This is a genomic window from Paraburkholderia saeva (genome assembly GCF_907164555.1).
Classification (GTDB): Bacteria; Pseudomonadota; Gammaproteobacteria; order Burkholderiales; family Burkholderiaceae; genus Paraburkholderia; species Paraburkholderia saeva.
Genome location: NZ_CAJQZC010000017.1, coordinates 1 through 26,201 on the forward strand (window position 1 = coordinate 1; position 26,201 = coordinate 26,201).

The window sequence follows — 26,201 nt, forward strand, 5'->3', positions numbered from 1 at the left end:
TTCCGACGAAGAACTCGCGCGTCGCCGAGCCGAATGGCAGGCGCCTGATTCGCCGAAGCGCGGTTACTACAAGCTCTACGTCGAACACGTCCTGCAGGCGGATCAGGGCGCCGATCTGGACTTCCTCGTGGGATCGAGCGGCGCGCCCGTACCACGCGACTCGCACTAGGCGCCCACTCACATACGCCGCAAAGGACCATACCCATGCAGGCAATCGATCCGCAACCGCCAGGCGGAATCTGGCCCGTGCTGTACGCTTACTTCGACGAATCGAACCGGCTCGACCGCAATGCAATGCGCGCACAGGTCGAAGCGACGATCAACGCGGGTGCACCTGGCGTCGTGATACTGGGCCTCGCCACCGAAGTGCATCGCATGTCGCTCGCCGAAAAACATCAGGTCATCGACTGGGCCTGCGAGGACATCGCGGGACGCGTGCCGCTCGCCGTCACGATCACAGGAGACACAGTCGATGCACAGGTCGCCCTTGCCGGTTACGCCGTCACGCGTGGCGCGTCGTGGCTGATCCTGCAACCGCCCTCCACACGTACCGAACCCGAATCGTTCTACTTCGATTTTTTCGCCGACGTCATGCAGCGCGTAGAAGCGCCAACAGGAATACAGAACGCGCCGGAATATCTGGGTGTCGGGCTGTCGGCAGAATCCATCGTCGAACTCGCGCAACTACGCCAGAACTTTCGTTGGCTCAAGGGCGAAGGACCCGCCATTACGATCAGGAACACCATCGACCAGCTGCGCGCGCATGGAAATCCGCTTCCCGTTTTCAACGGTCGCGGCGGTCAGGAACTCATCGACAATCTGCGCGCGGGTTGCGCGGGCCTCATCGTGGCGCCGGACACCTTCGACAGACAGATCGTCATTCAACGCGCTTTTGCGGCCGGCGATGAAGTACGAGCAGAGGCGCTCTATGCAGAGATATTGCCCGCGATCGTATTCGTGATGCAGTCGCTCGACGCGCTGACCTGCTATGGCAAGCGGATTGCGGCATGGCGTATGGGATTTGAAGTGCTGCATGACCGCGGCATCGCGCCAACGGCATTCGGACTCGAATGCGCGCGACGCTTTGCCAGGCAGCTGGGCGCTTACGCCTGAACCGTCAAGCGTTCAGGCGTATCGCCGTACCGTCAGAAGTTGAAGTTGTCGATATTGCTTGCGTCAAACGTCGTCGGCGGTCCAAGGATGATTTCGCCCTTAGGACCGATCGTGCGCTTGCCGAGCTTGCCCGCTTCGAACGATTCGCCTTCCTTGCCCGTAATCGTGCCCGACGCGAGGTTCGCAGCAGCAAAAGCGGCGAGATAACCGAGTTGACCCGGATCCCACAGCTGGAACGCCTTGACCGTACCGTTCTTGACGAACGCGCGCATCTGGTTCGGCGTGCCGAGGCCCGTCACCGCGACCTTGCCTTTGCTCGACGAAGTCGAGATGTAGCGTGCTGCAGCCGCAATACCCACCGACGTCGGCGCGACGATCGCCTTGAGGTTCGGATACGCCTGCAGCAGACCTTGCGTCTCGACGAACGATTTCTGGTCGTCGTCATTACCGTACGCAATCTTCACCAGCTTGAGTTTCGAATACTCCGGCTTTTTCAGCTCATCCTGCATCCATTTGATCCAGGTATTCTGGTTGGTTGCGTTCGGCGTTGCCGACAGGATCGCGAATTCACCTTCGCCGCCCATCAGCTTCGAGACGAGCTGAATCTGGCCACGTCCGATACTTTCGGCGTTAGCCTGATTCACAAAGAGCTGGCGTCCTTCAGGTGCCGTGTCCGAATCGAACGTCACGACCTTGATGCCCTGCGACATCGCTTTCTTCAGATACGGCACGACCGCGTTCGCATCGTTCGCGGCGATGACGATCGCATCCTGCTTCTGCGTGATCAACGTATTGATGTACTGCACCTGCGACGATGCACCTGCGTCCGAAGGTCCGACCACCTTGCCGATACCGTTGAATTCCTTGATGCCGGCCATGCCACCGTCATCGGCGATGACTTCGTACGGGTTATTGATCTGCTTGGGCAGAAAGGCGATTTTCAGCCCGCTTTTGACATCGGCCGCGCCCGCCGCACAGCTCAGGCCTAGCAGTGCTGCACATAGCGCTGCCGCGCCCGCGCAACGAAGGGGTCTTCTCATGGCAAGTCTCCTGGTTATAGTCCCGGCTCTTTTATACCCGGGGTTGTTGATCGTCCTGATGTCAAATTTCCGTGTGTCATCCAGCTACTGCGTAATCAACCCGAGCGGGCGATGAAGCGCCGGTCGCGCATCGCGCGCCAGCGTGCGACCAGATTCGGAATCAGTACCGATGCGAGCAACAGCACACCCGTTACGATAGTCAGCGTTTCGCTGGATACGTCGTCGAGCGTCAGCGCATTCTTCAGCACGCCGACAATCAGCAGCGACAGCAGCACGCCGTACATCGAGCCGCGTCCGCCAAAGATGCTCACACCGCCAAACAACACCGCTGCGATAACCGACAGTTCGAAACCTTCGCCGTTATCGCCGCGGGCGCTCGTAAAGCGCAGCGTGTACACGATGCCTGCGAGTGCGCTCAGCACACCCGATGTAACGAACAGACGCAAACGGATCCTCGCGACGTCGATGCCAGAAAACGAAGCCGCCGTGGAATTGGCTCCGATTGCGTAAAGGCTGCGCCCAAAGGCCGTGGCCTGCAGCAACACGGTGAAGACCACCGCGCAGACAATCACGATCACAAACGGCAGCGGCATAAAGCTCGACCACAGCGTGTCCATGCCGAACGCCGTATATGCGGCCGGAAAATCGGCCACGGCCTGGTCGCCAAGCAGCACATACGCGAGGCCGCGAAAGAGCGCGAGCGTACCGATCGTCACGGCAAGCGAAGGCAGGTTCAGTTTCACGATCACGAGACCATTCAGCAAACCGGCCAGTGCACCGAACACCAGCACCAGCACGATCACGACCGGCATCGGCAGTCCCATATGCCAGAGGACGCCCATCAGAGCGCTCGACGCGCCCAGCACCGAAGCGACGGAAAGATCGATTTCCGCCGCCACGATGATGAGCGTCATCGGCAGCGCCATCAGCGCGATTTCGGTGAGATCGGCAAGTACGTTGCCCAGATTGGCTGAAGTCAGGAATACCGGCGACAGCACGCGCCCGAGAATCAACGCCAGAATCAACACGACGACCAGCAGCACTTCCCACTGCAACGGCGTTTCGCGCTTGCGCGTCAAGAGAGCGGAATCAGGTTTAGCCATGATCGCGTTTCCTCATCATGCGTTTGGCGACGGAGCGGGCGAGCAACGTATCGGCGGTAATCGCTACGACGATCAGCGCGCCTTCGATGGCCTGCTCCCAGAATGGCGATACGTGCAGAACAACGAGCGCAATGCTGATCACCCCCAGCACCAGCGCGCCAAGCGTCGCGCCAAGAATCGTTCCGACGCCGCCCGTAATCGCCACACTTCCCACTACCGCTGCCGCCACGACCTGCAATTCGATGCCCTTGGCCGTGCTTGCGTCGACGGTGCCAAAGCGCGCAAGCCACAGCGCGCCCGCAAAGCCTGCAATCGCACCGCTGATCAGGAAGCCTGCCATCACCCGCCGCTCGACGCTCACGCCGGCAAGCCGCGCGGCCTCCGGATTGGAACCAATCGCATAGTGTTCGCGGCCCCCGCGAAACTGCTTCAGATAAATCGAAAGTCCGATCAGCACGAAAGCGGCAATCAGCGCAAGCGACGGCACGCCAAGCACCGCGCCCGTCGCGAGCCGCGAGAACGATTCGGGAAGACTCGTCGCATTGATCTGCCCGCCGTGTACCCACGCGTAGTCGGCGCCACGAAAAATGTAGAGCGTCGAGAGCGTTGCCACCAGCGAAGGCACCCGGCCCACCGCGACGAGCAGCGCGTTGATGCCGCCCGCGACGAGACCGATCGCGAGCCCCGCGGCGAGCGCGACAATCACCGGCATGTGCGGAAACGCGACGAACAGACTGCCGACCGCGTACGCGCTCACGCCCACCGTCGATCCGACCGACAGATCGATGTGCCGCATCAGGATCACGACGGTCATGCCCGCCGTCAGCAGGCTGACAATCGACACGTTCAAGAGGACGTCGCGCAGATTCTGCAGATTGAGGAACTGCGGCCTGGCGAGCGCAGTGCCCACGACCAGCAGGATCAGCACGACAAAGAGCGTTGTCTCGCGACTCTTCGCGATCGTGCTGATCAGGCCTCCCGCACCGGATGTTCGATGTTTCGCCTCGGTGGATTGCATGTGCGCCGCGTGCGTAGGGGTTGTCGAATGGCGCATCATGCTGCGTGCCCCAGGTTCACCGTGGACTGGCCCAGCGCCGCGCCCATGATCCGCTCTTCGTTCGCCTCGGCGCGCGGGATGTCGGCGCTGATGCGCCCTTCGTGCATCACGAGCACACGGTCGGCCATACCGAGCACTTCCGGCAGCTCGCTTGAAATCATCAGTACCGCCATGCCGTCGCGCACGAGTTCAGCGAGCGCGCCGTATACTTCCGCCTTCGCACCGACGTCGATGCCGCGCGTGGGTTCGTCAATGATCAGCACCCTGGGATTCGTCGCGAGCCATTTGCCGAGCACCACCTTTTGCTGGTTGCCGCCCGACAGCGTGCCGACTGGCGCGGACGGATCGCCTGCTTTGAGATGCAACCGCGTGCCCCATTGCGTGGCGAGCGTTCGTTCGCTCTTTGTGGAAATCAGGCCGTGTTTGACGAGCCGGCCGAGCACAGTCATCGACGCGTTACGCGCAATGCTCAACTCAAGCGCAAGGCCCTGTTGCCTGCGATCTTCCGGCACGAGAGCCAGGCCCGCCTGCACGGCCACTGAAGGACGGCCAGGTTTCAGCGGCTTGCCTGCGACGCGGATCTCACCCGCATCGAGCGGATCGATGCCGAAGATCGCGCGCGCCACTTCGCTACGGCCGGCACCCACGAGCCCGGCAAGCGCAACGATTTCGCCTGCGCGTACTTCGAAAGAAACGTCCTTGAACACGCCCACACGCGTCAAACCGCGCACGGAGAGCCGCACTTCGCCTGGCTTCACGTCAGCCTTCGGATAAAAACTTTCGAGGTCGCGGCCGACCATCTTCGCGACGATCGATGCGGTATCCATTTCCGAAGTGGGTGCATCGAACACCTTTGAACCGTCGCGCATGATGGTCACGCGCTGCGTCAACGCAAACACCTCGTCGAGCCTGTGCGTAATGAAAAGAATCGCGACGTCGCGTTCACGCAGACGCCGAACGATCGTAAAGAGCCGCTCGACCTCCGGCAACGACAGCGCCGCTGTGGGCTCGTCCATAATCAGCACGTTCGCATTCAACGAAAGCGCCTTGGCAATTTCAATGACCTGCTGGTCGGCAATCGAAAGACCGCGCACCAGTTGATCCGCGCGCAGATCCACGCCCAGCGAAGCGAGCAGATCGCGCACTTCACGATGCATCGCATCGTATTGAATGCGACCCAGGCGGTCTACCGGCTGGCGTCCCATGAAAATGTTCTCGGCGATCGAGAGATCGAAGAACAGTGTCGGTTCCTGATAGATTACCGCGAGGCCCGCATTGCGCGCCTCAGCAGGCGTGGCGAACTGACGGGCAACACCGTCCACCCGCAGTTCGCCCGAATCCGGTTGATGGACGCCGGCCAGAATCTTGACGAGCGTCGACTTGCCCGCACCGTTTTCGCCCAGGAGCGCATGCACTTCGCCAGGCCAGAGCGCGAGGCTCGCATCGTAAAGCGCCCGCACACGGCCGAATGATTTGCTCGCATGCTTCAATTCAAGCCGCGGTACGCCGGAAGGTTGTTGCTGCACTGCGTGTCTCCTCCATCAGGCGACGTTTTTTTAGCGTCGCGATAAACCGGCAAGCGCGCTAGATACGATAGACGCGTTCGGCGTTATGCCTGAACAGCGCATCTTTCTCAGCGTCGCTAGCATCTTCCACGATCGCCGCATACGCGTTCCACAAATCGCCATACGAGCCGAACAGCCTGTCAACGGGAAAGTTGGAAGCGAACATCGCGCGCGATGTTCCGAACGCGTCGATTGTTTCAAGCACATAAGGCCTCAGGCTCTCAACCGTCCATCGATGGTCGAACATCGCAAGGCCGCTGATCTTGACCGCGACGTTCTCGCACGTCGCCAGCAGGCGCATGCCGTCGCGCCATGCACGAAAGCCCTCGACACTGCTGCGGTCCACGAACATTCCCGCATGATTGATGACGAACTGCGTGCCCGGGTGTGCATGTGCGAGCGCGGCGGCTTCCGTCATCTGCGACGGATAGAGCTGCAGGTCGAACGACATGTCGTGCCGCCGCAGCAGCGAAAAGTTCTCGCGCCAGAGCGGATCGCGCATCAGATGCCGGCCGATATAGTCATAGAGCGGCTTTTCGTGCACGTTCAGAATCTGCCGCACGCCACGCGTGTTCGCGAACGCTGCATGGCCTTCAAGGACCTGTGCAGCGTTCGGTGCGGACAGGTCTACTGCCGCAACAATACCTTGAGGCATGCCGCGCGAACCACCTGCATCGGCAACCGCCTGCAGCCAGCGCGTCTCTTCGACCGGGTCGGCCGGATCGTGATTCGCTTCGACGTGCACGACTTTCAGCACTTCGATATCGCGCGCATCCGCCTGCAGGTCGTCAATCAGATAGTCGTGCTTCAACTCACGTGCATCGCCGACGAACGACACGCCCGGGTTTGCAAGCCACGGGTAATGATGCGTTTTCAGGTCCCACAGATGAATGTGCGGGTCGACGACTTGCATGGAATACCCTCCGCCCGTTGACGGTTTAAAGATCGTTCAGGGAAGATGAAACACAGACACGAGCGGCTGCTGCAACGGCGTGTGATCGGGCGCCGTCTGCATGATGTCCGCCATGTGATCCCACCATTTGCGCATGATTTCGAGTTCGGGCAGCTGGTCCATGGTGTGATCTGCTGGACGGCTGAGCACGGCGAACAGCTGATACGTCGCTTCGTCGAGGAAGATCCGGTAGTCACGTACACCGGCGTTGTGCAGTGCGTCAACGAGCGCCGGCCAGATCTCCCGGTGCCTGCGCTCATATTCTTCGCGCATGCCGGGATTGAGCATCATCCGGAAAGCCACTGTCTCCATTCCCTCGTGTCTCCAGTTGTGTTCTGCGCTTTCTCGGGCGAAGCGTCTGGAACGACTATAATTCCGGCGTCGATAGCATCTCAATCCGAAGTTGGGATTGGGCGATACTGAAACCGAATCGCACAGGTCCATGAACCACAACGCTTCTACGGTCGCCCTCGTCAACAGGCTCAAGTTCAAACACCTGGCGCTTCTCGTTGCGCTCGACGACGCGCGCAATGTCCATCAGGCCGCCGAAGCCATCAACGTCGCGCAGCCCAGTGCAAGCCGCATGCTGGGCGACATCGAGGAAGCGTTCGGCTTCCTGCTCTTCGAACGCAACGCCCGCGGCATGCAACCGACGCCGCTTGGCGTCGTCACGCTTGCCTACGCGCGCCGCGCGCTCGCCGAACTCACCCGCTTCGCCGAAGACCTCGACGTCAAACGTAAAGGCGGTCACGGCCAGCTGACCGTCGGCGCGATCATGGGTGCGGCGCCCGATCTGCTTGCCATGGCCGTCTCCGCGCTCAAGACAGAACGGCCGCTGCTCAACATACGCATACTGGGCGAAACCAGCGATCAGGTCGTGCAGTTGCTGCATCGCCGCGAAATCGATCTTGCGCTTGGGCGACTGACAAGTCCCCTGCAGCACAACGACTTCAACTTCGAGATGCTGGCGCGTGAGCCGCTGCTGCTCGTCGTGCGCAGCGCGCATCCGCTTGCCGGCTGCACGTCGGTCACACTTCGCGAGCTGATCGACTGGCCCTGGGTCGCGCAGCCGATTTCCAGCCCTGCCCGCGTGCTCTTTGAAGAAGAACTCGCGCGCGCCGGACTCGCGACGCCCGTGAACCTGACCGAATGCGCGTCGATCTTCGCGACGCTTCAGCTCCTCGAAAACTACAACGCCGTTGCGATGCTGCCGGAATCCGTCGTACGCGATCACGTGCGCGGCAAACTGCTCGTCGCGCTGCCCGTCGAGATCGGCAAAAGCCTGCCGGGTTTCGGCATTCTCACCCGCAAGGGTGAACCGCTTGCCGAGCCCGCGGAACATTTCGTCGATCTGCTGCGCGGCGTTTCAAGGTCGCTTGCGCGCGAGGAGGCTCACATTCCAGCGCCGCTTCCCGCGCATTGAACACTCATTGCAGGTTGACGAACAGGCCACCGTCCACGAGCAACGCAGCACCTGTCACATAGCGGGCACGATCGGAAGCAAGAAACACCACGCAGTCCGCGACATCTTCCGGTCGCCCCAGTCTGCCGAGCGGAATGCGTTTTTCGAAGTACGCCTTCTTGGTTTCGTCGGCGAGATCTTCCGCGTTCAGATCCGTGGCGATCGTGCCCGGCATCACCGAATTGCAGCGGATGCCGTAAGGCCCCAACGCGATCGCACACGACTGCATCAGCGAATGCACGCCGGCTTTAGTCGGCGTGTAGTGTGTCTGCATACCGCCGCCTACCAGCGCGCTGATCGAACTCGTCGCGACAATCGCGCCGCCGGTGCCCTGCTCTTTCATTTGCCGCGCAGCCGCCTGAGTGACGTAGAACGCGCCGTTCAGGTTCACGCCGACGGTTGCTTCGAGCACTGCAGGCGGCATGTCGAGAAAGGCGTGAAACGGGCAGATGCCTGCGTTGCTCGCGAGTACGTCGACCTTGCCGAATGCTTCGACGGTGCGACGCACGAGTTCCGTGCCCGTTTCCGCCTGTGCGACGTTGCCTTCGACCGCGATCACGCGACGCCCGAGCGCCTCGATTTCGCTCACCACTTCTTCAACTGCCGAGCGGCGTCCATATGATGCGTCGTTGTCGCCCCAGAAGTTGATCGCCACATCGGCGCCTTCAGTTGCGCAAGCAACAGCAATCGCGCGACCAATACCACGCGACCCACCTGTGACGATGACTACCTTGTCCTTGAGCAGCACTTCTTTTCCTCCACGTTCTGGCGATAAGCGTGCGGTCAGTGCGTATAAGGCCGCGCCAGCGCGCATTCGGGGTTTAGTCGCACACCGAAGCCCGGCGTTTCAGGCACTTTCATGCGGCCGTTCACGGGCACCGGTTCATCCAGCAGCAACGGTGTGAACATCGGCACCACCTGATCCGCCTTCGGCGCCATCATCAGGAATTCCGCAAACGGCGAGTTATGGCGCGTCACCACGAAGTGATAGCTGTACACCGACGAACCATGCGGCACCACCATGACGTTGTGCGCATCGGCAAGCGCCGAAATCTTGATCAACTCTGTCATGCCGCCACACCAGCCCACATCCGGCTGGATCAGATCGCAGCATTGCATCTCGAGCAGCATGCGAAAACCCCAGCGCGTCGCTTCATGTTCGCCCGTCGACACCATCATGCCCCGTGGCACGTTGCGGCGCAGTTCGGCGTAACCCCAGTAGTCATCCGGTGGCAAACACTCTTCGACCCATTTCAGCCCGTATTCGCGCGCGGCCTGCGCGAGACGCGTTGCATAGGGCACGTCGAGACTCATCCAGCAATCGAACATCAGCCAGAAATCGTCGCCAACTTTCGAGCGCATGTCGGCCAGCTTCGCGATGTTCTTCTTGAGTCCTTCTTCGCCTTCAGCGGGACCATGCTGCAACGGCATCTTTCCACCGATAAAGCCCATCTGCTTCGCGAGGTCGGGACGTGCGCCCGTCGCATAGAACACCAGTTCGTCACGCACCGGTCCGCCCAATAGCTGGAACACCGGCTCCTTGCGCACCTTGGCAAGCAGATCCCACAACGCGAGATCGACGCCGGAAATCGTATTGAGCACGACACCCTTGCGCCCGTAATAGAGCGTGGCAAAGTACATCTGATCCCACATCTTCTCGATATCGGTGACAAGCTGCCCTTCCAGAAAACGCGCGAGGTGCTTTTCGACGATGAACGCGCCGATCTCTCCGCCCGTCGTCACTGCGAAGCCGACCGTGCCGTCGCTCGCCTCGATTTCGACGACAAGCGTGCCGAGCACATTGATGCCGAACGAGCGGCGGCTCTCCCGGTATTCAGGGTAACGCGCCATGGGCGTCGAGATGTGATCGTCGATCCAGTGGCCGTCGGCCTGATCGTGGTAATCGGCGCCGCCGCCGCGAACAATGAAGGCACGCACGTGCCGGATAGTGGGCATGGCCATGAGGATGGGCTCCGTAGTGTCCGTATTTGAAGTGCGGCCTGGCGCGCCGGTCTGCAGCGGTTCGCGCCGGGCCTGCGTTAGCGGGAGTGATGAACCGGGTGATGAAAGAGCGATGTCGAACTGTCTTTTCCGTGGCGAAACAGCGTTGCGATCAACAGTGCCGCGAGCACACTGGCAGCACCCAGTACGATGAGCCCAGCCTGTGTCGACGGAAACGCCAGATCGGCCTGCGTGCGCAGGGTCGGCGCGATAAAGCCGCCGATGCTGCCCAGCGAATTGATCAACGCGATGCCACCCGCGGCGGCTGCGCCTGTCAGATACCGCGTCGGAAATGTCCAGAAAAGCGGTTGTGCCGCGATAAAGCCGCTCGCCGCGCAACACAGCGCAACGAGCGCAAGCGCCGGGCTATGCAGCAATCCCGACAGGCCAATGCCGCAACCCGCAATCACCAGCAGCAGCACGGCCCAGCGGCGATGCCCTCCGGTGCTGTCTGCACGACGCGGCACATACCACGTGACGGCGACTGCGCAGAGCCACGGCAACGCCATGACAAGCCCGACGCGCAGCCCCACTTTCGTGCCGAGCAACGCAGCAACCTGCTGCGGCAGATAGAAGATCACGCCGTACACGCTGGTCTGGATCAGCAGATAGATAAACGAAAGCGCCAGCACGCGGCGATCGCACAGCGCGGCAAGCACGCCGCGCGGGCCGTGTGCTGCTGCCTCGCGAGCGTCTTCATCGAGCGCCGCTGCAAGCACGCTGCGCTGTTCATCGTTGAGCCATGAGGCTTCCGAGGGACGGTTGTCGAGATACCAGAACGCCCACACGCCAACCGCCGAAGCAAGGCCGCCTTCGATCAAAAAGAGCCACTGCCAGCCCGCGAGACCCAGCGCCCCGTGCAGATCGAGCAGCAGGCCCGATAACGGGCTGCCGAAAATAAACGCGAGCGGTGCGCCGAAATAGAACACGCCAACTGCACGCGCACGCGCCGATTGTGGGAACCAGTGCGTGAGGTAATAGATGATGCCGGGAAAGAAGCCCGCCTCGGCGACGCCAAGCAGGAAACGCAGCGTGTAGAACGCAAACGGCGTGTGCACCATCGACATGCACGCGGAAACGATGCCCCAGGTAACCATGATGCGGCACATCCACAGGCGCGCGCCGACGCGATGCAGCAGCAGGTTGCTCGGCACTTCAAAGAGCGCATAGCCCACGAAGAACACGCCTGCGCCGAACGCAAACGCCGCATCCGAAAGGCCTGTGTCGTGCTGCAGCGCCTTCTGCGCAAAGCCGATGTTTGCGCGATCGAGAAAGGCCAGCACGTACATCAGCAGCAGAAACGGCAAGAGCCGCCACATGACCTTGCCGATGACTGCCTCAGTCGAGGAAATCGTGTTCATCGTATCTCCTGATTCGTCCAGCTTCCTGGCCGGCTCGTCTGCCTTCTTCTGGTGTGCAGTCTGGCGACAGGCTCAGGCGCGCATCAATACGTCGCGCGCCCGCCGGACAGATCGAACACCGAGCCTGTGCTGAACGCGCAGTCTTCGGAAGAGAGCCAGAGAATCAGCGATGCCGCTTCTTCCGGCAACAGGAAGCGGTTCATCGGGATCTTCGACAGCATGTAATCGATGTGCTCCTGGGCCATCGAATCGAAGATCTCAGTTTTAGCCGCAGCGGGCGTGACCGCGTTGACGAGAATATTGCTGGTGGCGAGTTCCTTGCCGAGCGACTTCGTGAGCCCGATGAGGCCTGCCTTCGAAGCGCTATAGTGCGACGCGTTCGGGTTGCCTTCCTTGCCCGCGACCGAGGCAATGTTGACGATGCGTCCGTAACCCTGTTTGAGCATCTGCGGAACGATCGCGCGGCTCGTCAGATACGGGCCGATCAGGTTCACGTCGATCACGCGGCGCCACACGTCCGGCTCGAGTTCCCATGTTTTGCCGTTGCCGCCGGTAATGCCGGCACAGTTGATCAGTACATGGATGCCGCCGTGTTGCTCGACGGTGCGCGCAGTGGCCTGCGCGACCGACGCTTCGCTCGTCAGCTCGACGACTTCGGAGGTGACCTTCCCGTGCTCGTCCAGTTCGCGCTGGCTGCGCGCGAGACGCTCGCCATCGACGTCCCAGAGGGCGACGGATGCGCCCGACTGCAACGCCCGCTGCGCTACGGCGTAGCCGATACCGCGCGCTCCGCCGGTGATGACGACGACGCGGTTGTCCAGATCGATACGGTTCATTGCTGTCTCCTGCAATTGGCTTGAGTGTTTATGTGGCCAATATACGGGGAGACCGATAGCTCAACAATTCGAGTATTGGATGCGGTGATAACAAAAGCGGATTGGGCGGGATTTGCTGCTGTGCCGCAAATGCGAGCGTGGTTCCTTGCATGTCGGCTTCGTTTCGTATTGGGCAATTTCCCTGACGGACGCAACGCTCAAATCATGATCAGACGGGGTACCTGCAAACCTCGGCTCGGGCAGCCACTACTGCCCCCTGTCCAACCAGGCATCCAGTCCGACGCGGAACGCTACACCGGCTATAAGCGGCACAGTCAGCATCAGCACGATTCCGAAATTGGGGACCATATCGCCGTAAAGGATCGTGTCGTATAAGACGATGCCCGAGACGATGGCGAAAACAAGGACGCCGACGATGATCATCAGCACATTGCGCGTGGCAATACGCATTCGCGTCGGCCTGACGTTCTCTGGCGCCGGGCTGGGCGCCGGGGGTTTTTCATGTGGTACTGGCATGCTGGTCCTCACCTTGTTGAGCTGGCGCAACGCAATACGACCGCGTCTCTGCCCATTAGCCCGGCATGATACCGCTCGCTTCAACATGCGTAGATCTGCTCGCGCAGATTGTCTTCCCAGGGAATACGCGCAACTATAGGAAGCGCGTCCGGTGCCAATGATCACATCGCGCGCTCAAAGTGACGGCCGGTAACTGGCCCGTCCCAACGCTGCAGCATGCTTATCGTGGGCGCCCGAACGCGGCGTCGCGACGGGCAATACGGGCTCACTGCTGTCGCGCGCGGCGGACGTGATGCTCAAGGAGCGCAAGCGGGTCGTGCTGATGGTGCGCGAGACCCCACTGCATCTGGGACATTTGCGCAACATGACGGCCGCAACGGAAACGGGCGCAATTATCTACCCTCCCGTGCCTGCGTTTTATGCCCGGCCCGACAGTCTCGAATCGATGATCGATCACACGCTCGGACGCGTGCTCGATCTGTTCGACATCGATACTGGCACCGTCAAGCGCTGGACGGGTGAATCGAAGCAGCGACTGGTCAGCATTGCCAACGGCTGACGGGTTCGTATGAGCATTTGCCGTCGGCGGTCACTCGCGCCCGGCAAAGTCGCACAATGGCAACACCGTAAACGACAACAGGGGCGCTTCAACGCGCCCCTGTTCTCTGCATCCTGCACTCGATCATCGAATCCGACGACGCTCCCAATCTGATATCCGCACCGGCACGGGTACAAGGCGAGGTTGAAGCGAGAGGCCGAAGCCGCTCCGGCTGTGCGCCCGCTCCACAATCGAATCGATCGTGATACGGGCAACCGCACGCTGTGCCCGCTTCGTGACGGAACTCATGCGACGCTCGTTGACCGGATGGCGGGCCCAGGCAAGCGCCGCGAACCACCCAATCACCGTCCATCCGAGCAGTATATTGACCATCGTGACGACAAACGCATCTTTACGCCCCCGCGCATCCGCAATCATTGCCGGCGCCAGGTAGAGCATTAACGCGGCGATGTAAGCTCCGCCCATCAGAATCTTCAGCATTTCGATACCTCACGGCAACGGTCGCACATGGCGGGAACAACGCACCCGATCAATGGCCTGCGTAGATGTGGCGAGCCTGTTCCGCCCGTTCGCGGCCACCCGATTCCGACGAGGTGCTCACGACCCCACCGTACGATTCCGCCGACGTTGCGACACCATGCTGCTCAGCCGCCACTGTCTGCGGGCTCTGACCACGTTGCGAAGCCGGCGCACCGACTGAAGGACGATAAAACGGTGCCGGACCGTAACCACTGGCGAATGCCGGCGCTGCAACCGAAGCAGAAATGGCGATGAGCAACGCTGCGAGGATCTTGTTCATGATGTAACTCCATTTGGGTAGCCTGGGAGCGTCGCGTTCCGGGGTGGAAGTGCGCCGCCGACAAGAACCAGTGTAGGAGCAGACTATCTTTTCTCTATACCGATAGCGCGAAATCACAGTTACGATCCGCAGCACAATCCTGCGATCGATCGTCCCCAGTGCCCGCGCCTTGTCCACCGGAGCGAATCGATAACACAGGGACGACGCCGCGCCATCGCCGAAGCAAAGACTTCTTCAAACGCCCAACGTGATTCCGCGCAGATCGCGGACACGCCAGGTCCGTGACTGATCGAAACCCGGTCGAGGATGGACATATGACCGGGTTCCACCAATATCGCGGTCGCGCGTGCAGAGACAAAGCGCGTGCCGTGAAGGACCGACGAGCGCTCAGGATGGTTCGATATCGCACACAACGAGGTTTTCCGTCGGCCTATTCTTTCCAGGCCTTCATCAGCACGTAACCCGACGGCACATCGATCATGCGTCGCCGGCTTGTCACGGGATGCGACATGACGCCGGAAAGCGACCGCCTCCCGGGCGTTTCGCGTGACCCACCGCGTGTCCTCAACAGGAGGCGCCATGAATCCGGTATCGCCGATCAGCCGACGACGCGCATTGCAGTTGCTCGCAGGCACCGCCTTGCTGGGCGCTGGCAGCCCTGCTTTCCCGTCACGGAATTTTGCTGCGGCAACCGCCAGCGGTCTCCCGCCATCGCCGCAAGGTATACCCGCCGGGAAGATCCGCCCTTTACTGCGGCCCTCGCGCATCGGCAACGTGAGCAAGCCGGTGCCGTACTGCATTGACGTTCACGCTCATCTGTTCAACGCGAGCGACATAGACGTCGTCGGCTTCATGAAAAAGGACGTTGGGCATGCGTACCAGAACCCGTTCGTTCGCAGGCTGATAGAAGGACTGGCCGACGTTGCCGGTATCCTCCGTGACGATTTCGCCGTCACGGCCGCTCGGGAACATCAACTTCTCGTGGAATGGCTGGAAAAGTTGCAAGGCGTCAGCGACGAGAACGTCAGAAAATTTCTGGACGATATGGCGAACGGTCACCGCAGAAATATCGCCTCGGCGATCGCGCGTCAGATGAAGTCGAGAGACCTCGACAAGCTGTATCTGATGCTACAAGGCATCTTCATCGAACAGATGCGCACTACATACAAGGAAGAAGCTGCGCCACTCAACCCACCCACCGTCTTCGACGAAAAAACCGTCCTGAACGCAATCGATCCGGAACGCCGCATTAACGAATACGAGCGTCAATTTCATGGTTTGCCCGGGGTCGTCAACGCCTTTAATCCCGCCGGAATGCTTGAGTTCACGGGACATATGCTCTCGTACCGGTGGATGAATCTCAGGGACTACACGCGGGCCTATACGGAAAACGCAGCGGCGTTTGGTATCGATGCAATGTTCGCATCATTCGTCAACTTCGATTACTGGCTGGCGCCTGCAACGAAGTCGCCGCAGGCGGAGCAGATGAAACTGCACGCATTCCTGTCGAAACTGAGTGGCGGGTACATGCTGCCCATCGTCGCGTATAACCCATGGACCGACCTCAATGACCGCGACGCATCGTTTGAGCTCGTGAAAGACGCCGTGATGAACTTTGGATTCGTCGGCGTCAAGATTTACCCGCCCACGGGGTTTTATCCTTATGGGAACAGCTCGCTTCCCTATGCGAGCAGCGAACCGCATCCGGATCTTGTCGAACTCGATGCAAAGATGTTCCGGCTCGCTTCATGGTGCGCCAGCAACAACGTCCCGCTGATGGCCCATTCGGCCGAGTCAAATGGTCGCGACAATGCGAGCGATGTGTTTGGCGGACCGGTGGGATGGAATGCGCTGCTAAAGAAAATGGGTGCGAAGACACCCGTCATCGCAACGCTCGCACATTTCGGTGGCGGCGAAAGCGATGCCACCGATCCATCGAATAACTGGCCCCGCGACTTCGCCCAGATGATGGCAACCCCGCAGGGGCGCCGGCTCTATGGAGACCTCGCCTACTGGGATCAGATCATGAACTGCCAGAATTCGAATGAAAGCTGCACGGTCGCGAAACAGCGGATCAAGGCGGCTTTCTCGAAGAACCCTGATGTGGCAAAGCGGCTCATGTTCGGTACGGACTGGGACATGCTCTCGCGGGAGTCCAGATGGGAAACATACCCGGTGGACGTGCTTAAAAATCTCGGCAGCTTTTTCCCCAGCATCAACGACCTTCTCTATACGAACGCGCTGTCGTGCTTCGGTCTTGGCGTGGGCGGTGCGCAAAGGAATCGGGTTATCGCCCAGTTGGGCCAGGTTGACGGCCCCTTGCCTGGCTGGCTATTGCCCGGCAACCGTGCCCCATAGCTGTTGTCGCAATGTGGCCGCTGCGTCGTTCGTATAGGTGTAGGGCAGCGCCTGCACAGTGACTACGCGCCAGAACGAAAAGCCGATCTGGCGTACTTCCACCCGCGTCCTCACATCCGCATTCGTTGCGAGATGCCCTTCGGCGGACCAGCTATCGTGCCCGTCTACTTTCTCGCGTACACCCGGTGCCATGAACGGTGTCTTTGCGGCGTTGTGCTTCACGTAGGCGGGAACATACGTGTTCATGCCCGCATCCGGAATGACCTCGCGTGCAAACACGATCGCTGCATGGCCCGACGCTTCGGTAAATGTATAGAGCGGCTGACCGTCTTCAGCATGTGTCACGGAGAGTTTCCAGATTCCATCGATCTTCGCGCTCGCAGTGGTTGCAGGATTGGTCCACGTATAGGCCGACTGTGCGAGATTCGCCTGAATCTGGCGACCACGTTCGTCACGGCCTGCGTTCAGGATCAGACCGATACAGGCAATCATCACGAAGACGATGCCAAAGACGCCTTTGCGCACCCCACCCGTCTTCGTTGCGTTCATCCGGAATCCGGACTCTGCGTCGTACCAGGTCTGCTTTTCCCGGCGTAACGTGCGGTACTGGACAAACATCGTCACGAGCGACACGAACGGAATGCCGAGGCCCCATCCCCGCACCCACACCGACAGATTGCGCCGCGCGTACTCCGTACAGGTCAAACGCCGGCCGTCGAGGCCCGTCACTTTCAGACCCAGTATTGCCTTGCCGGGCGTGTTTCCAAAGACGCCATAAATCGCTGCGTCGAAGATCATCGCAACCGGCAGACAGAGCAAACCGAACAGCATCCCGCTCGAAGGCACATTGCTCCATCGAACGAATTCGGGCGAATTCCTGCTGAGGTAGTACGTCGCAAGCGAACTGAGCAGCGTAACCAGCCACCATGCGTCAAACGTGCGGGCGAAGAAACGCGCGAGTGGCGAAGCGGATGGGGAAATCGCAGCAGAAGGTGTGTGGCTTGCATCGTCGCGCGATGACATCCCCCATTCGGGTTCGATGCGCACCTCGGCGTCATAGGTAGCGCCGGGATTTGCTGCGCCGGCCGGGGCCGCATCGAGTTCGCGATCGTAAGCGCTACGCCGCTCCGGATTGCCCAGCACGGCATACGCTTCGTTGATGAGGCGCATGATACGCGGCGCATCGGGGCTCGCGTTCCTGTCCGGGTGATAGCGCTGGCCCAGCGCCTTGTACGCCGCGCGTATCACTTCAGCGGGCGCGTTGCGCGTGACCTTGAGGTTATCGTAGTGGGTGTGCATGATCTGCCGGTCTGGCCATGGGCAGCCCTTAACCGTTCTGTTGAAGGCTAAATCGGGCGCCAGTAACATGGCCCGCTCCCGTCTGTTAACGGTCTTTTCACGCGAAAACTTTAGCGTTCCGGCGATCGCGTCAAGAAAGGTCTGCACAATACGATTCCATGACGCCTGCCTTCCAGTACCTGTGCGACTTCAGCGTCGAGCAATGAGATTGCTGCATTGAGCGCGCCGCATGCTTTCCGTGAGCGCCGCGTGTCGGCGTGAAGCATCGGCCTTCTGGTGTTTCAGCGTCGCGCCACGCCTTGCGCGCCATCCAGGTAATCTTCAGGACCAACCCATGCACGCAATACCGTGCGAGCGGATAAAATGAATGAACGCTGCGCAAGGGCTGCCCACGGTGTCTGGAGCGGACTGGCCAGGCGCCTGATTTTAAATAAAACTGCGTACTATCGCCAAACGCCACGGGTCAACCAATGCCCGTAACGCTACCGAACACGGCGCACACCAATCGCACGCGGCCAGCCCGCCGACTCATGAACAAACCGGTTCTTCCCCTGACGTACGAACAGCTCGATCACTGGATCGAATCGCTGCAACCCGCGTTGATCGATGAGCGTTTTACTGTCGTCGCCGGCATTCTGCGCGGCGGCGCGCCGCTCGCGCTGATGGTGTCGCACGCGGCGGGCACGCCGGTCGTCTTCCTGCGGTACGAACGCGCGACGCGTGAGGTTACGTGGGATTCGTCGCTGCCGATGCCCGCGCCCGGCTCGAAAATCCTGCTGTGCGAAGACATCGCGGGGCGCGGCTTCACGCTCGCCGACTGCATGACCTTTCTCGAACAGCACGGGCTTGTCGTACGCACGCTGACCGCTGCGCACGACGACCTCAGCCGCATCAAGCCCGACTACTCCATCGACGCCCGCGGCTATTTCGCGCTGTTTCCGTGGGAGCGCCAGGCGCACACCGAACGGTACCGGCAGGACTGGATCGCAAGCGACGCAGGCCGCGAGGCGCCCATGGCCGACGACCACGTATATGCCACCTACGCGATCGATCTCGACGGGATCCTGCTGCCGGACGTACCTTCAGCGCGCTACGAAGCCGATCTCGAAGCTGCGCTGAACGAACGCGACTTGCTGCTGCCGTTCGAGACGCTGCCCGGCATCGACCTCCGGCACACCCGCGCCATCGTGACCGGACGGCCCGAAATGGATCGCGCCCGGACCCAGACGTGGCTCGACCGGCACGGCTTCGGCCATCTGCAACTCGTGATGCGCGAGGCGCAGATTCACGATCACACGCCCGCTGGTGCGGCGGCGCACAAGGCGACCGCCGTGTTGCGCTGTGGCGTGACGCACTTCATCGAAAGCGATCCGGTGCAGGCGATCCTGATCGCGCAGAAAGCGCCACTGCTGCGCGTGATCTGGTGGGACGCGATCGCGCGTACGGGAACGCTCGTGGCCTCGTCGGCGTGGGCGTGACGCTTCACTGCGAAGCGGAAGCGGAAGCGGAAGCGGAATCGGGCTCGCGCGTGGTTGTGTGAATCGTCAGTCGGCCTGCGGCGCACGCAGATGCCGCGCCGCACGTTCTGTCGCGACGATCATCAGCTTCATCGTCGCGCGGGTCGCACCGACAAAGAGCTTGCGCGCGATGCGCTCGTCGAACTGTTCGAAATCGACTTCAGTGAGAATCACGCACGGCGCCGATTGCCCCTTGAAGCGATAGATCGACTCCAGCAGCACGTCGCCCTCGCGATATTCCGGATTGCCGAACAGGTCATAACGGCCCGTGAAACTGCGCAGCCGATGCGGGCCGAGGTGATCGAGGGATGTCATCGCCGAACCCTCGCGTCCGCGAAACGACAGCACCGCAATGTCCTGCTTGCGAAAACCGAGGCCGAGTGCATGCGTGATCGCGCGCTTGGTCGCGTCGATGCCGCCCTCCGTTGCGTTCGCTTCGTCGTAGGTGGAAAACGAAATGTCCGAGCCGTCGAACGGACTGCCGGACGCGAGCCCCGCCGCGAACGGCGCCGATGTGCCGACGAGTTCGCGCACGTAGTCGAGGATGTCGCGCGGGCTGCGGTAGTTCGTGGTTTCGCGAAGCGTCGTCCAGTCAGGCAGCGCGACCGGTTCGCGCATGTACAGGTTCTGTAGCGGATCTTCGAGCCACCACCAGGCGGCGCCGGGCCGCAACAGACGCTCGAGCGCCACGACCCACGGCTGCTGGAAGTCCTGGCCTTCGTCCACGATCAATACATCGAACTGCCAGCGCGCATCGATCGGCGTTTGCGCGAACGTGGCTTCGAGTTGCTCGAACACGTTCGGCGCATCGAAGTCCGGCGCGCGGCCCGCATCGCGCGCGATCCAGTCGCACAGTTGATGGTAATTCGCGACTTTCGCCTCGGGCGGCGCGACGCGCGCGATGTGATCCGCGAGTGGCCGGTTAAAGCACACATACAACGTGCGCCTGCCTTCGGCAAGCGCGTCCTTCATGACCTGCACGGCGAGCTGCGTCTTGCCGGAACCCGCCGTGCCGCTCACCCGCAGGCGGAACGGCGTGAATTCGAGCCGCCGGGCCCACGTCGCAAGCCCGCCCGCGAGCCGCGTGACAAGTGTGCCGGCTTGACCGACGAGCGCGCTCGCATCGGGCGTCAGCGCGAGTTCATCGGCGAGAAAGTGGTGGATCTTCGTCGCGCAGGCGAGGCGCGGTTCGTCGGCGGGCAATGCCTCGCGGATGATTGCGGCAAGGCGGTCCTTGCGCGTCGCGTCGACGATGCGGGCCGGATTCACGCCGGCAATCGCAGCGTCCTTGACGACGTGATCAGGGCAGTACAGCAGTTCCTCGATGAAAAACGTGCTCGCGCCGAGCGCCGCGGTGAACCGGCGGTGCATGCCTTCGACCGTGCGCGCCAGCGCGATCGCGACGTTGCGCTCGGTCTGCATGTGCACTTTCACGAGCCCTTTGGGCGTCTCGCGCAGAAAGCCGGTTTTCTGCTCGACGATCATCACGCGGCCGGAAGGACTGACGATCACGAAATCCGCTTCGCCAAACACCGAAAAGCCCTGGTTCAGACGCGTCCAGTGCACGCCGTGATAGACGGTGTAATCGTCAGACAACGCGTGTTCGAGCAACGCGAGCGTCTCGCGCTCGCGCGCAGCGGCGCCGGTGGCAGCAAGATTTTTCCAGTCATCGGGGACTATCCGGGCCATGCGATGCCTCGTCACATTGAAGTGGGTATATTGTACGCAGCGATGCGGCTGCAATCGGTAAAAACAGCCTTCTTCGTGTATCGTTTACGGTTCGACGCCGCAGTCATGCGCGGCGCTTTGCCTTCGAGGAGAACTGCCGAATGATCACGATCTGGGGACGGGCGAATTCCGTCAACGTCCAGAAAGTCCTGTGGTGTTGCGATGAACTGTCGCTGCCGTACGAACGCATCGACGCCGGCATGCAGTTTGGCCGCAATACCGACCCCGATTATCTGTCGATGAATCCGACCGGCAAGGTTCCGACGCTTGTCGACGGCGATTACGTGCTGTGGGAATCGAACTCGATCCTGCGCTATCTGGTGTTGCAGTATGGGCCGCCGTCGGGCGTCCTGTATCCGGCCGACCCGAAAATCCGCGCGGGTATCGACCGCTGGCTCGACTGGACGCTCACCACCTTGCAGCCGGCCGAGCGCCCGGTGTTCTGGTCGATCGTGCGCACGCCGGCCGCTTCCCGCGACCTCGCCGCGCTCGAGCGGGACGTGCAGGCGGCAGGCCAGCTGTGGAAGCAGCTCGACATGCATCTGGCAGGCCGCTTCTTCTTCGAGACGGACAAGTTCACGCTCGCCGATATCGTGCTCGGCGCGTACGCGAAACGGTGGTTCGGTCTGGAAGGCATCGAACGCGGCTCCATGCCGAATCTGGAACGCTGGTATTCGCGGCTCGAAAACCGCCCGGGGTTCCGGAAGTACGTCGATCTGCCGCTGACGTAACCGGCGCGGCCGCCGCGCCTCTGACGCGCGGCGGGCGGGAATCCCGGCTTCGGCGGGACGTTCGATCGAAGTTCGCGATGCCCCGTATAATCGACGCATGAAGAACGCTTCCCCAACGACTGCGCACGACCACGTTCACGACCATGAGCCCGCCGGCGCGGGCTCGCCGGAAGCCGCGCTCGCGCTGGCAGAAGAATATTGCCGTGAACGCGGCGAGAAGCTGACGCCCATCCGCCGCAAGGTGCTGGAACTGCTGCTGGCTTCGGGCCGGGCGACGAAAGCGTATTCGCTCCTCGACGACATGCGCCAGATCCATCCCGGCTCGGCGCCGCCCACGGTGTACCGCGCGCTGGATTTTCTGCTGTCGGCAGGGCTCGTGCACCGGATCGAATCGATCAACGCGTTCACGGTGTGCCACGACCTGACGCAATGTCAGCATGGCATCCTGGTGGTGTGCCAGCAGTGCGGCAACGTCACCGAACTGCATCAGCCGAAACTGCGCCAGGCGCTCGTCGCACAGATCGAAGACGCGGGCTACAGCCTCGCCAGCGACGAAATCGAGCTCAAAGGGCTGTGCGCCGCCTGCCAGGCGGAAAACGCAGCGAAAAACGCGTCACCCGAAGGCAAACCCGCAAAGAACGCGGAAGTCGCACGCGGCTGACCGGCTGATCACGCGCAGCGCGGAACACGCGGCGACGGTCACGCCAGATTTGCCGGGCACACAGCGGCACCGCGGCCACCGCGCGGCGTGCCGCTACATCACGTCCCTCGCGTCCCACCCGCTCTCCTCAGGACTCAACCCGCCGCGCGCGCCTCGATTGCATCGCGCAACAGCGTGACGAGCGCTTCAGGCCGTGCCGGTTTGGTCATGAAATGCTGAAAACCTTCGCCGATACTTCGCAGGCGATAGGCGTCGTCGGTGTGGCCGGTGAGCGCCACCGCCACCGAAGGGGCGAGGTCATCGCGAATCTCGTGGTCGCGCAGCCGCTGGATCAGGTAGAAACCGTCCATGGCGGGCAGATCGATATCGCAGACGATGGCATCCGGTAACAACCGGACCGCCGCCTCGACACCCTCTTCCGCGTCGGCGACCGCGACGACGCGTGCCCCTTCCGATTCAAGCAGGCTCGCAAGTGACTCCCGGCTCTGCGGGTCGTCCTCGACGAGTACGATGGTTGCCTGATCGAGTCTCAACTCTCCGTTCATTTTGCTTTGTTGCTTGTAGACAGGTTTAGGCGGTCACGCGCAGCTGTTATCTGGGCGAACCGGTGCGCTTCGTTCGGATAGACCCGCTTTCGCGCGACGGGTTGCAGCCATTTTGCGTTGCGCGGCGTGCGAGCCGCATCGCGTTACCGACCGTCGCCGGCGGGTTGCCGACACCGCGCCAATGGATCAGGCGCAGCGGACGATAACGCGGGATCAAGACGAAGACATGAAAACGCACCGGAAAAAACCGCGTGAAAAAAGGCGCACTGTACGCCTTTTTTACAGGGTCCCATGTCGTCGTGGTGTCCCTCTCACGGATTGCCGTCGTCATTATCCGGTCGATCAAAACGGCACGGCCGGTCTCTTTCAGCGCGTCGGCGGGTTCGAACTCCGCACCAGGCCGCATTTTGCGGCACAGGCGCGGCGCATGGCACCGGGGACCTATCCGGCAGCCAGCGAGTCGACGTCCTGAATCTATTTCTTTTTAGCACGATGCGTGCCGTATTACCCTGCGAATCCCTCGACGGGTTTCCCACGCGCCTGCGCTCAGCGCGCGGCGCGATCGGGCCCGACGCCCTGCACAAGCAGCGCGATGGCGTGACGCGCGATGTCGTCGGCCCCGATCTGGCGACGGATCGGATCGTTGCGCCACTCCTTTGAGGTTGCGAGCGGCAGGACCGTCAGGCCGAGTAAGGACAGAAATACGAGCGATGGCTCCAGCGCCGCGTTCAGCCGCCCCGCTTTCTGCCACTTTGCGATGCACTCGATCGATGCTTTCTGGTGCATGTCGCCGAACCGTGCACGCATGCGCTGCTTCAGAAGCCCACCCTCGCTGATCACTTCGCGCACCCAAAGCGACGGAAACCACGGATATTCGGTCGATATGTCCACGAGATGCCGCGCCAGTTGCGTAATAGCGGCGACGGGATCGTCCGGATTGGCCTGGAACGCCCCGCCCAGTCCGGCGCGCAGCGGCACGAAGCGCTCGTCGATCAGTACGTCGAGTAACTGGTCACGCGTCTTGAAGTAGTAATGGACCATCGCCGGTGTGACACCGGCTTCGCGCGCGATGGCGCCCAGCGTCGTGTCGACGATGCCCTGGCGCGCGAACAGCGCGAGCGCCACGTCGAGCAGGCGCTCGCGCTGCGCGGGCCCGCGCGTGCTGCCGGCCGGCCGGCCGGGGCGGCGCGGCGCGGCACCGAATGCAGCCGTCGGGCTGTCGTCACCCGCTGGTGGCGCGACATGCGCCCCTTTTTCCACGTCGCGCACCCCATCAACCAGTTTTTTCTGTGCCATGTCCGTTTCGGCGATTCCCGTTTGACGATTCGTCTCTGATCGCATATATTAATCTCCATGTTAATTAATATCAAGCGACCTACTTGCACATGGATCAGCCTACTTCACTGAGCGCCGGAGAAAGCGCCATCGGCGAGAACCGCGTCGGTTCGCCTGCGGCCGCGCATCCGCCGCTACGCATCCTGTTTCCCGCGCTGCTGCTTGTCATGCTGCTGGCTGCGCTCGACCAGACGATCGTCTCGACCGCCCTGCCCACCATTGTCGGCGAACTGGGTGGTCTCGAGAATCTGTCGTGGGTCGTCACGGCGTACCTGCTCGCCTCCACGATTGTCGTGCCGCTGTACGGCAAGTTCGGCGACCTGTTCGGCCGCAAGATCGTGCTGCAGACGGCGATCGTGCTGTTCCTCGTCGGCTCCGCGCTGTGCGGCGCCGCGCAGAACATGACGCAGTTGATCGTGCTGCGCGCGCTTCAGGGCCTCGGCGGCGGCGGTCTGCTGGTGGTCACGATGGCCGCCATCGGCGACGTGATTCCGCCGGCCGAGCGTGGTCGTTATCAGGGCATGTTCGGCGGGGTGTTCGGTCTCGCGACGGTCATCGGCCCGCTGCTGGGCGGATTTCTCGTCGAGCATCTGTCGTGGCGCTGGATTTTCTACATCAACCTGCCGCTCGGCATCGGCGCGCTGCTCGTGATCGCCGCGGTCTTCAAGCCGCGTACGCAGCACATCAAACACGCCATCGACTACATGGGTGCCGGATTCCTCGCCACCGCGCTGACCTGCATCATCCTGTTCACCAGTCAGGGCGGCACGATACTGCCGTGGAGTTCGCCGCAGTTGTGGTTCACGCTCGCGGTTGGCCTCGTGTGCATTGGCGGCTTCATTTATGAAGAACGTCTGGCTGAAGAGCCGATCATGCCGCTCGAACTTTTCAGGGAGCGCACGTTTTTACTGAGCTGCCTGATCGGGTTCATCGTCGGCGTTTCGTTGTTTGGATCCGTCACCTTCCTGCCGGTGTACCTGCAGGTCGTCAAAAATTCCACGCCTTCCGAAGCCGGCATGCAGATGCTGCCGATGATGGGCGGTCTGCTTGTGATGTCTGTCATCACAGGGCGCGTGATCAGCAGGATCGGACGGTACCGGATGTTTCCGATTGCCGGCACGTTCCTCGTTGCTGTGGCGATGATCCTGCTCGCCCGTCTGGAGATTTCCACGCCGCTGTATGTGATGTATCTGTACATGGGACTGCTCGGCTGCGGACTCGGCATGGTGATGCAGGTGCTGATCCTCGCGGTGCAGAATGCAGTCGAATTCCGCCACATGGGCGTGGCGACTTCCGGTGCGACGCTCTTCCGTTCCATCGGCGGCTCGGTGGGCGTCGCGGCATTTGGCGCGGTATTCACGACGCAGCTTCACTCGCGGCTCGCCGAGCTCATTCCGGCCGGTACGGAATTGCCGCAGTCGCTCGGGCCAGCCACGATCCACCAGTTGCCCGCCGCACTTCGCGACGATTACCTGCAGGCTTTCGCGGGCGCGTTGCATACGGTGTACTTCGTTGCCGCCTGCGTGGTTGTGCTCGCGTTCGTACTCGCATGGATGCTCAAGGACATTCCGCTGCGCAAGCATCACTGAGCCGCGCCGGCACGCCGCCTCCCCCGACTTCCGCACGACCGGACGCACAACGTGTCCGGTCGTGCGGCCAGTCG

The 26,201-nt window shown here is 61.7% G+C and carries 25 protein-coding genes and 1 pseudogene; 8 read left to right on the top strand and 18 right to left on the bottom strand.

What is annotated here, in order from left to right; all coding sequences use genetic code 11:
• Positions 1-204: 204 nt before the first annotated feature.
• Positions 205-1,113 carry a dihydrodipicolinate synthase family protein gene (locus LPA36_RS28040; RefSeq protein WP_228883769.1) on the top strand — a complete coding sequence of 303 codons (909 nt, stop codon included), beginning with the start codon at positions 205-207 and terminating at the stop codon, positions 1,111-1,113.
• 32 nt (positions 1,114-1,145) lie between these two features.
• Here LPA36_RS28040 and rhaS read toward each other — a convergent pair whose 3' ends face one another.
• From rhaS to rhaM, 6 genes are all read right to left on the bottom strand, one after another.
• Positions 1,146-2,153, bottom strand: coding sequence for a rhamnose ABC transporter substrate-binding protein (rhaS, locus tag LPA36_RS28045; RefSeq protein WP_228883770.1), 1,008 nt, complete (start codon positions 2,151-2,153; stop codon positions 1,146-1,148).
• 95 nt (positions 2,154-2,248) lie between these two features.
• On the bottom strand, positions 2,249-3,256 hold the full coding sequence (locus tag LPA36_RS28050; protein ID WP_228883771.1) for an ABC transporter permease: 1,008 nt from the start codon (positions 3,254-3,256) through the stop codon (positions 2,249-2,251).
• On the bottom strand, positions 3,249-4,313 hold the full coding sequence (locus LPA36_RS28055; protein ID WP_228883772.1) for an ABC transporter permease: 1,065 nt from the start codon (positions 4,311-4,313) through the stop codon (positions 3,249-3,251). Before LPA36_RS28055 ends, LPA36_RS28050 begins: the two co-directional genes overlap by 8 nt.
• Positions 4,310-5,839: a sugar ABC transporter ATP-binding protein gene (locus tag LPA36_RS28060; protein ID WP_228883773.1), complete on the bottom strand. Its 1,530-nt coding sequence runs from the start codon at positions 5,837-5,839 to the stop codon at positions 4,310-4,312. The genes LPA36_RS28055 and LPA36_RS28060 overlap by 4 nt, the downstream gene beginning before the upstream one ends.
• A gap of 58 nt (positions 5,840-5,897) precedes the next feature.
• Positions 5,898-6,791 carry an amidohydrolase family protein gene (locus tag LPA36_RS28065; protein WP_228883774.1) on the bottom strand — a complete coding sequence of 298 codons (894 nt, stop codon included), beginning with the start codon at positions 6,789-6,791 and terminating at the stop codon, positions 5,898-5,900.
• Between the two features lie 36 nt (positions 6,792-6,827).
• Positions 6,828-7,142: an L-rhamnose mutarotase gene (gene rhaM / locus LPA36_RS28070; protein ID WP_228883775.1), complete on the bottom strand. Its 315-nt coding sequence runs from the start codon at positions 7,140-7,142 to the stop codon at positions 6,828-6,830.
• A 130-nt stretch (positions 7,143-7,272) separates the two neighbouring features.
• Here rhaM and LPA36_RS28075 point away from each other — a divergent pair, with 130 nt between their 5' ends.
• On the top strand, positions 7,273-8,253 hold the full coding sequence (locus LPA36_RS28075; protein WP_228883776.1) for a LysR family transcriptional regulator: 981 nt from the start codon (positions 7,273-7,275) through the stop codon (positions 8,251-8,253).
• Positions 8,254-8,257: 4 nt separating this feature from the next.
• Here the strand turns inward: LPA36_RS28075 and LPA36_RS28080 are convergent, their stop codons facing one another.
• From LPA36_RS28080 to LPA36_RS28100, 5 genes are all read right to left on the bottom strand, one after another.
• Positions 8,258-9,040, bottom strand: coding sequence for an SDR family NAD(P)-dependent oxidoreductase (locus LPA36_RS28080; RefSeq protein ID WP_228883777.1), 783 nt, complete (start codon positions 9,038-9,040; stop codon positions 8,258-8,260).
• 35 nt (positions 9,041-9,075) lie between these two features.
• Positions 9,076-10,254: an L-rhamnonate dehydratase gene (gene rhmD, locus LPA36_RS28085; protein ID WP_228883778.1), complete on the bottom strand. Its 1,179-nt coding sequence runs from the start codon at positions 10,252-10,254 to the stop codon at positions 9,076-9,078.
• 77 nt (positions 10,255-10,331) lie between these two features.
• Positions 10,332-11,654, bottom strand: a complete 1,323-nt coding sequence (locus LPA36_RS28090; RefSeq protein WP_228883779.1) for an MFS transporter — start codon at positions 11,652-11,654, stop codon at positions 10,332-10,334.
• Between the two features lie 83 nt (positions 11,655-11,737).
• Positions 11,738-12,490: an SDR family NAD(P)-dependent oxidoreductase gene (locus tag LPA36_RS28095; RefSeq protein ID WP_228883780.1), complete on the bottom strand. Its 753-nt coding sequence runs from the start codon at positions 12,488-12,490 to the stop codon at positions 11,738-11,740.
• Positions 12,491-12,736: 246 nt separating this feature from the next.
• Positions 12,737-13,006 (bottom strand): hypothetical protein, encoded by a 270-nt coding sequence (locus LPA36_RS28100; protein WP_228883781.1) that lies wholly within the window; start codon positions 13,004-13,006, stop codon positions 12,737-12,739.
• 244 nt (positions 13,007-13,250) lie between these two features.
• Here LPA36_RS28100 and LPA36_RS28105 point away from each other — a divergent pair.
• Positions 13,251-13,565: pseudogene (locus LPA36_RS28105) on the top strand (UbiX family flavin prenyltransferase); the annotation flags it as partial.
• 123 nt (positions 13,566-13,688) lie between these two features.
• Here LPA36_RS28105 and LPA36_RS28110 read toward each other — a convergent pair.
• Both LPA36_RS28110 and LPA36_RS28115 read right to left on the bottom strand, forming a co-directional pair.
• Positions 13,689-14,045 (bottom strand): superinfection immunity protein, encoded by a 357-nt coding sequence (locus tag LPA36_RS28110; RefSeq protein ID WP_228883782.1) that lies wholly within the window; start codon positions 14,043-14,045, stop codon positions 13,689-13,691.
• Positions 14,046-14,094: 49 nt separating this feature from the next.
• Positions 14,095-14,367, bottom strand: coding sequence for a hypothetical protein (locus tag LPA36_RS28115; protein WP_228883851.1), 273 nt, complete (start codon positions 14,365-14,367; stop codon positions 14,095-14,097).
• A 576-nt stretch (positions 14,368-14,943) separates the two neighbouring features.
• On the opposite strand from LPA36_RS28115, the gene LPA36_RS28120 reads away from it, so the two are divergent.
• Positions 14,944-16,722 carry an amidohydrolase family protein gene (locus LPA36_RS28120; protein WP_228883783.1) on the top strand — a complete coding sequence of 593 codons (1,779 nt, stop codon included), beginning with the start codon at positions 14,944-14,946 and terminating at the stop codon, positions 16,720-16,722.
• On the opposite strand, the gene LPA36_RS28125 is transcribed toward LPA36_RS28120, so the two are convergent.
• Complete coding sequence (locus LPA36_RS28125) at positions 16,696-18,021, bottom strand: DnaJ domain-containing protein (RefSeq protein WP_228883784.1); 1,326 nt, start codon at positions 18,019-18,021, stop codon at positions 16,696-16,698. The two genes, LPA36_RS28120 and LPA36_RS28125, sit on opposite strands and share 27 nt — an antisense overlap.
• 530 nt (positions 18,022-18,551) lie before the next feature.
• Between LPA36_RS28125 and LPA36_RS28130 the strand changes: the two genes are divergently transcribed.
• Complete coding sequence (locus LPA36_RS28130; RefSeq protein ID WP_228883785.1) at positions 18,552-19,499, top strand: phosphoribosyltransferase; 948 nt, start codon at positions 18,552-18,554, stop codon at positions 19,497-19,499.
• Positions 19,500-19,565: 66 nt separating this feature from the next.
• Here the strand turns inward: LPA36_RS28130 and LPA36_RS28135 are convergent, their stop codons facing one another.
• A complete protein-coding gene (locus LPA36_RS28135) occupies positions 19,566-21,227 on the bottom strand; it encodes an ATP-binding domain-containing protein (RefSeq protein WP_228883786.1) in 1,662 nt (553 codons plus the stop codon).
• A gap of 140 nt (positions 21,228-21,367) precedes the next feature.
• On the opposite strand from LPA36_RS28135, the gene LPA36_RS28140 reads away from it, so the two are divergent.
• The gene (locus tag LPA36_RS28140; RefSeq protein WP_228883787.1) at positions 21,368-21,997 is read left to right on the top strand and encodes a glutathione S-transferase family protein; all 630 of its coding nucleotides are present in this window, start codon (positions 21,368-21,370) and stop codon (positions 21,995-21,997) included.
• 97 nt (positions 21,998-22,094) lie between these two features.
• Positions 22,095-22,658 (top strand): Fur family transcriptional regulator, encoded by a 564-nt coding sequence (locus LPA36_RS28145; protein WP_228883788.1) that lies wholly within the window; start codon positions 22,095-22,097, stop codon positions 22,656-22,658.
• Between the two features lie 134 nt (positions 22,659-22,792).
• Here the strand turns inward: LPA36_RS28145 and LPA36_RS28150 are convergent, their stop codons facing one another.
• From LPA36_RS28150 to LPA36_RS28160, 3 genes are all read right to left on the bottom strand, one after another.
• The gene (locus tag LPA36_RS28150) at positions 22,793-23,203 is read right to left on the bottom strand and encodes a response regulator (RefSeq protein WP_228883789.1); all 411 of its coding nucleotides are present in this window, start codon (positions 23,201-23,203) and stop codon (positions 22,793-22,795) included.
• Positions 23,204-23,249: 46 nt separating this feature from the next.
• Positions 23,250-23,609 carry a hypothetical protein gene (locus tag LPA36_RS28155; protein ID WP_228883790.1) on the bottom strand — a complete coding sequence of 120 codons (360 nt, stop codon included), beginning with the start codon at positions 23,607-23,609 and terminating at the stop codon, positions 23,250-23,252.
• A gap of 140 nt (positions 23,610-23,749) precedes the next feature.
• Positions 23,750-24,499, bottom strand: coding sequence for a TetR/AcrR family transcriptional regulator (locus LPA36_RS28160; protein WP_228883791.1), 750 nt, complete (start codon positions 24,497-24,499; stop codon positions 23,750-23,752).
• Positions 24,500-24,588: 89 nt separating this feature from the next.
• Between LPA36_RS28160 and LPA36_RS28165 the strand changes: the two genes are divergently transcribed.
• On the top strand, positions 24,589-26,127 hold the full coding sequence (locus tag LPA36_RS28165; RefSeq protein ID WP_228883792.1) for an MDR family MFS transporter: 1,539 nt from the start codon (positions 24,589-24,591) through the stop codon (positions 26,125-26,127).
• The last annotated feature ends 74 nt before the right edge of the window (positions 26,128-26,201 follow it).

What these genes read in the sequence shown, in the direction of transcription:
- LPA36_RS28095 (WP_228883780.1), bottom strand. Translation starts at nt 12,490, where the DNA reads ATGAACCGTATCGATCTGGACAACCGCGTCGTCGTCATCACCGGCGGA.
- LPA36_RS28145 (WP_228883788.1), top strand. Translation starts at nt 22,095, where the DNA reads ATGAAGAACGCTTCCCCAACGACTGCGCACGACCACGTTCACGACCAT.
- LPA36_RS28075 (WP_228883776.1), top strand. Translation starts at nt 7,273, where the DNA reads ATGAACCACAACGCTTCTACGGTCGCCCTCGTCAACAGGCTCAAGTTC.
- LPA36_RS28090 (WP_228883779.1), bottom strand. Translation starts at nt 11,654, where the DNA reads ATGAACACGATTTCCTCGACTGAGGCAGTCATCGGCAAGGTCATGTGG.
- LPA36_RS28135 (WP_228883786.1), bottom strand. Translation starts at nt 21,227, where the DNA reads ATGGCCCGGATAGTCCCCGATGACTGGAAAAATCTTGCTGCCACCGGC.
- LPA36_RS28065 (WP_228883774.1), bottom strand. Translation starts at nt 6,791, where the DNA reads ATGCAAGTCGTCGACCCGCACATTCATCTGTGGGACCTGAAAACGCAT.
- LPA36_RS28130 (WP_228883785.1), top strand. Translation starts at nt 18,552, where the DNA reads ATGAACAAACCGGTTCTTCCCCTGACGTACGAACAGCTCGATCACTGG.
- LPA36_RS28100 (WP_228883781.1), bottom strand. Translation starts at nt 13,006, where the DNA reads ATGCCAGTACCACATGAAAAACCCCCGGCGCCCAGCCCGGCGCCAGAG.
- LPA36_RS28110 (WP_228883782.1), bottom strand. Translation starts at nt 14,045, where the DNA reads ATGCTGAAGATTCTGATGGGCGGAGCTTACATCGCCGCGTTAATGCTC.
- LPA36_RS28055 (WP_228883772.1), bottom strand. Translation starts at nt 4,313, where the DNA reads ATGATGCGCCATTCGACAACCCCTACGCACGCGGCGCACATGCAATCC.
- LPA36_RS28160 (WP_228883791.1), bottom strand. Translation starts at nt 24,499, where the DNA reads ATGGCACAGAAAAAACTGGTTGATGGGGTGCGCGACGTGGAAAAAGGG.
- rhaS (WP_228883770.1), bottom strand. Translation starts at nt 2,153, where the DNA reads ATGAGAAGACCCCTTCGTTGCGCGGGCGCGGCAGCGCTATGTGCAGCA.
- LPA36_RS28140 (WP_228883787.1), top strand. Translation starts at nt 21,368, where the DNA reads ATGATCACGATCTGGGGACGGGCGAATTCCGTCAACGTCCAGAAAGTC.
- LPA36_RS28155 (WP_228883790.1), bottom strand. Translation starts at nt 23,609, where the DNA reads ATGCGGCCTGGTGCGGAGTTCGAACCCGCCGACGCGCTGAAAGAGACC.
- rhmD (WP_228883778.1), bottom strand. Translation starts at nt 10,254, where the DNA reads ATGGCCATGCCCACTATCCGGCACGTGCGTGCCTTCATTGTTCGCGGC.
- LPA36_RS28040 (WP_228883769.1), top strand. Translation starts at nt 205, where the DNA reads ATGCAGGCAATCGATCCGCAACCGCCAGGCGGAATCTGGCCCGTGCTG.
- rhaM (WP_228883775.1), bottom strand. Translation starts at nt 7,142, where the DNA reads ATGGAGACAGTGGCTTTCCGGATGATGCTCAATCCCGGCATGCGCGAA.
- LPA36_RS28125 (WP_228883784.1), bottom strand. Translation starts at nt 18,021, where the DNA reads ATGCACACCCACTACGATAACCTCAAGGTCACGCGCAACGCGCCCGCT.
- LPA36_RS28165 (WP_228883792.1), top strand. Translation starts at nt 24,589, where the DNA reads ATGGATCAGCCTACTTCACTGAGCGCCGGAGAAAGCGCCATCGGCGAG.
- LPA36_RS28050 (WP_228883771.1), bottom strand. Translation starts at nt 3,256, where the DNA reads ATGGCTAAACCTGATTCCGCTCTCTTGACGCGCAAGCGCGAAACGCCG.
- LPA36_RS28150 (WP_228883789.1), bottom strand. Translation starts at nt 23,203, where the DNA reads ATGAACGGAGAGTTGAGACTCGATCAGGCAACCATCGTACTCGTCGAG.
- LPA36_RS28120 (WP_228883783.1), top strand. Translation starts at nt 14,944, where the DNA reads ATGAATCCGGTATCGCCGATCAGCCGACGACGCGCATTGCAGTTGCTC.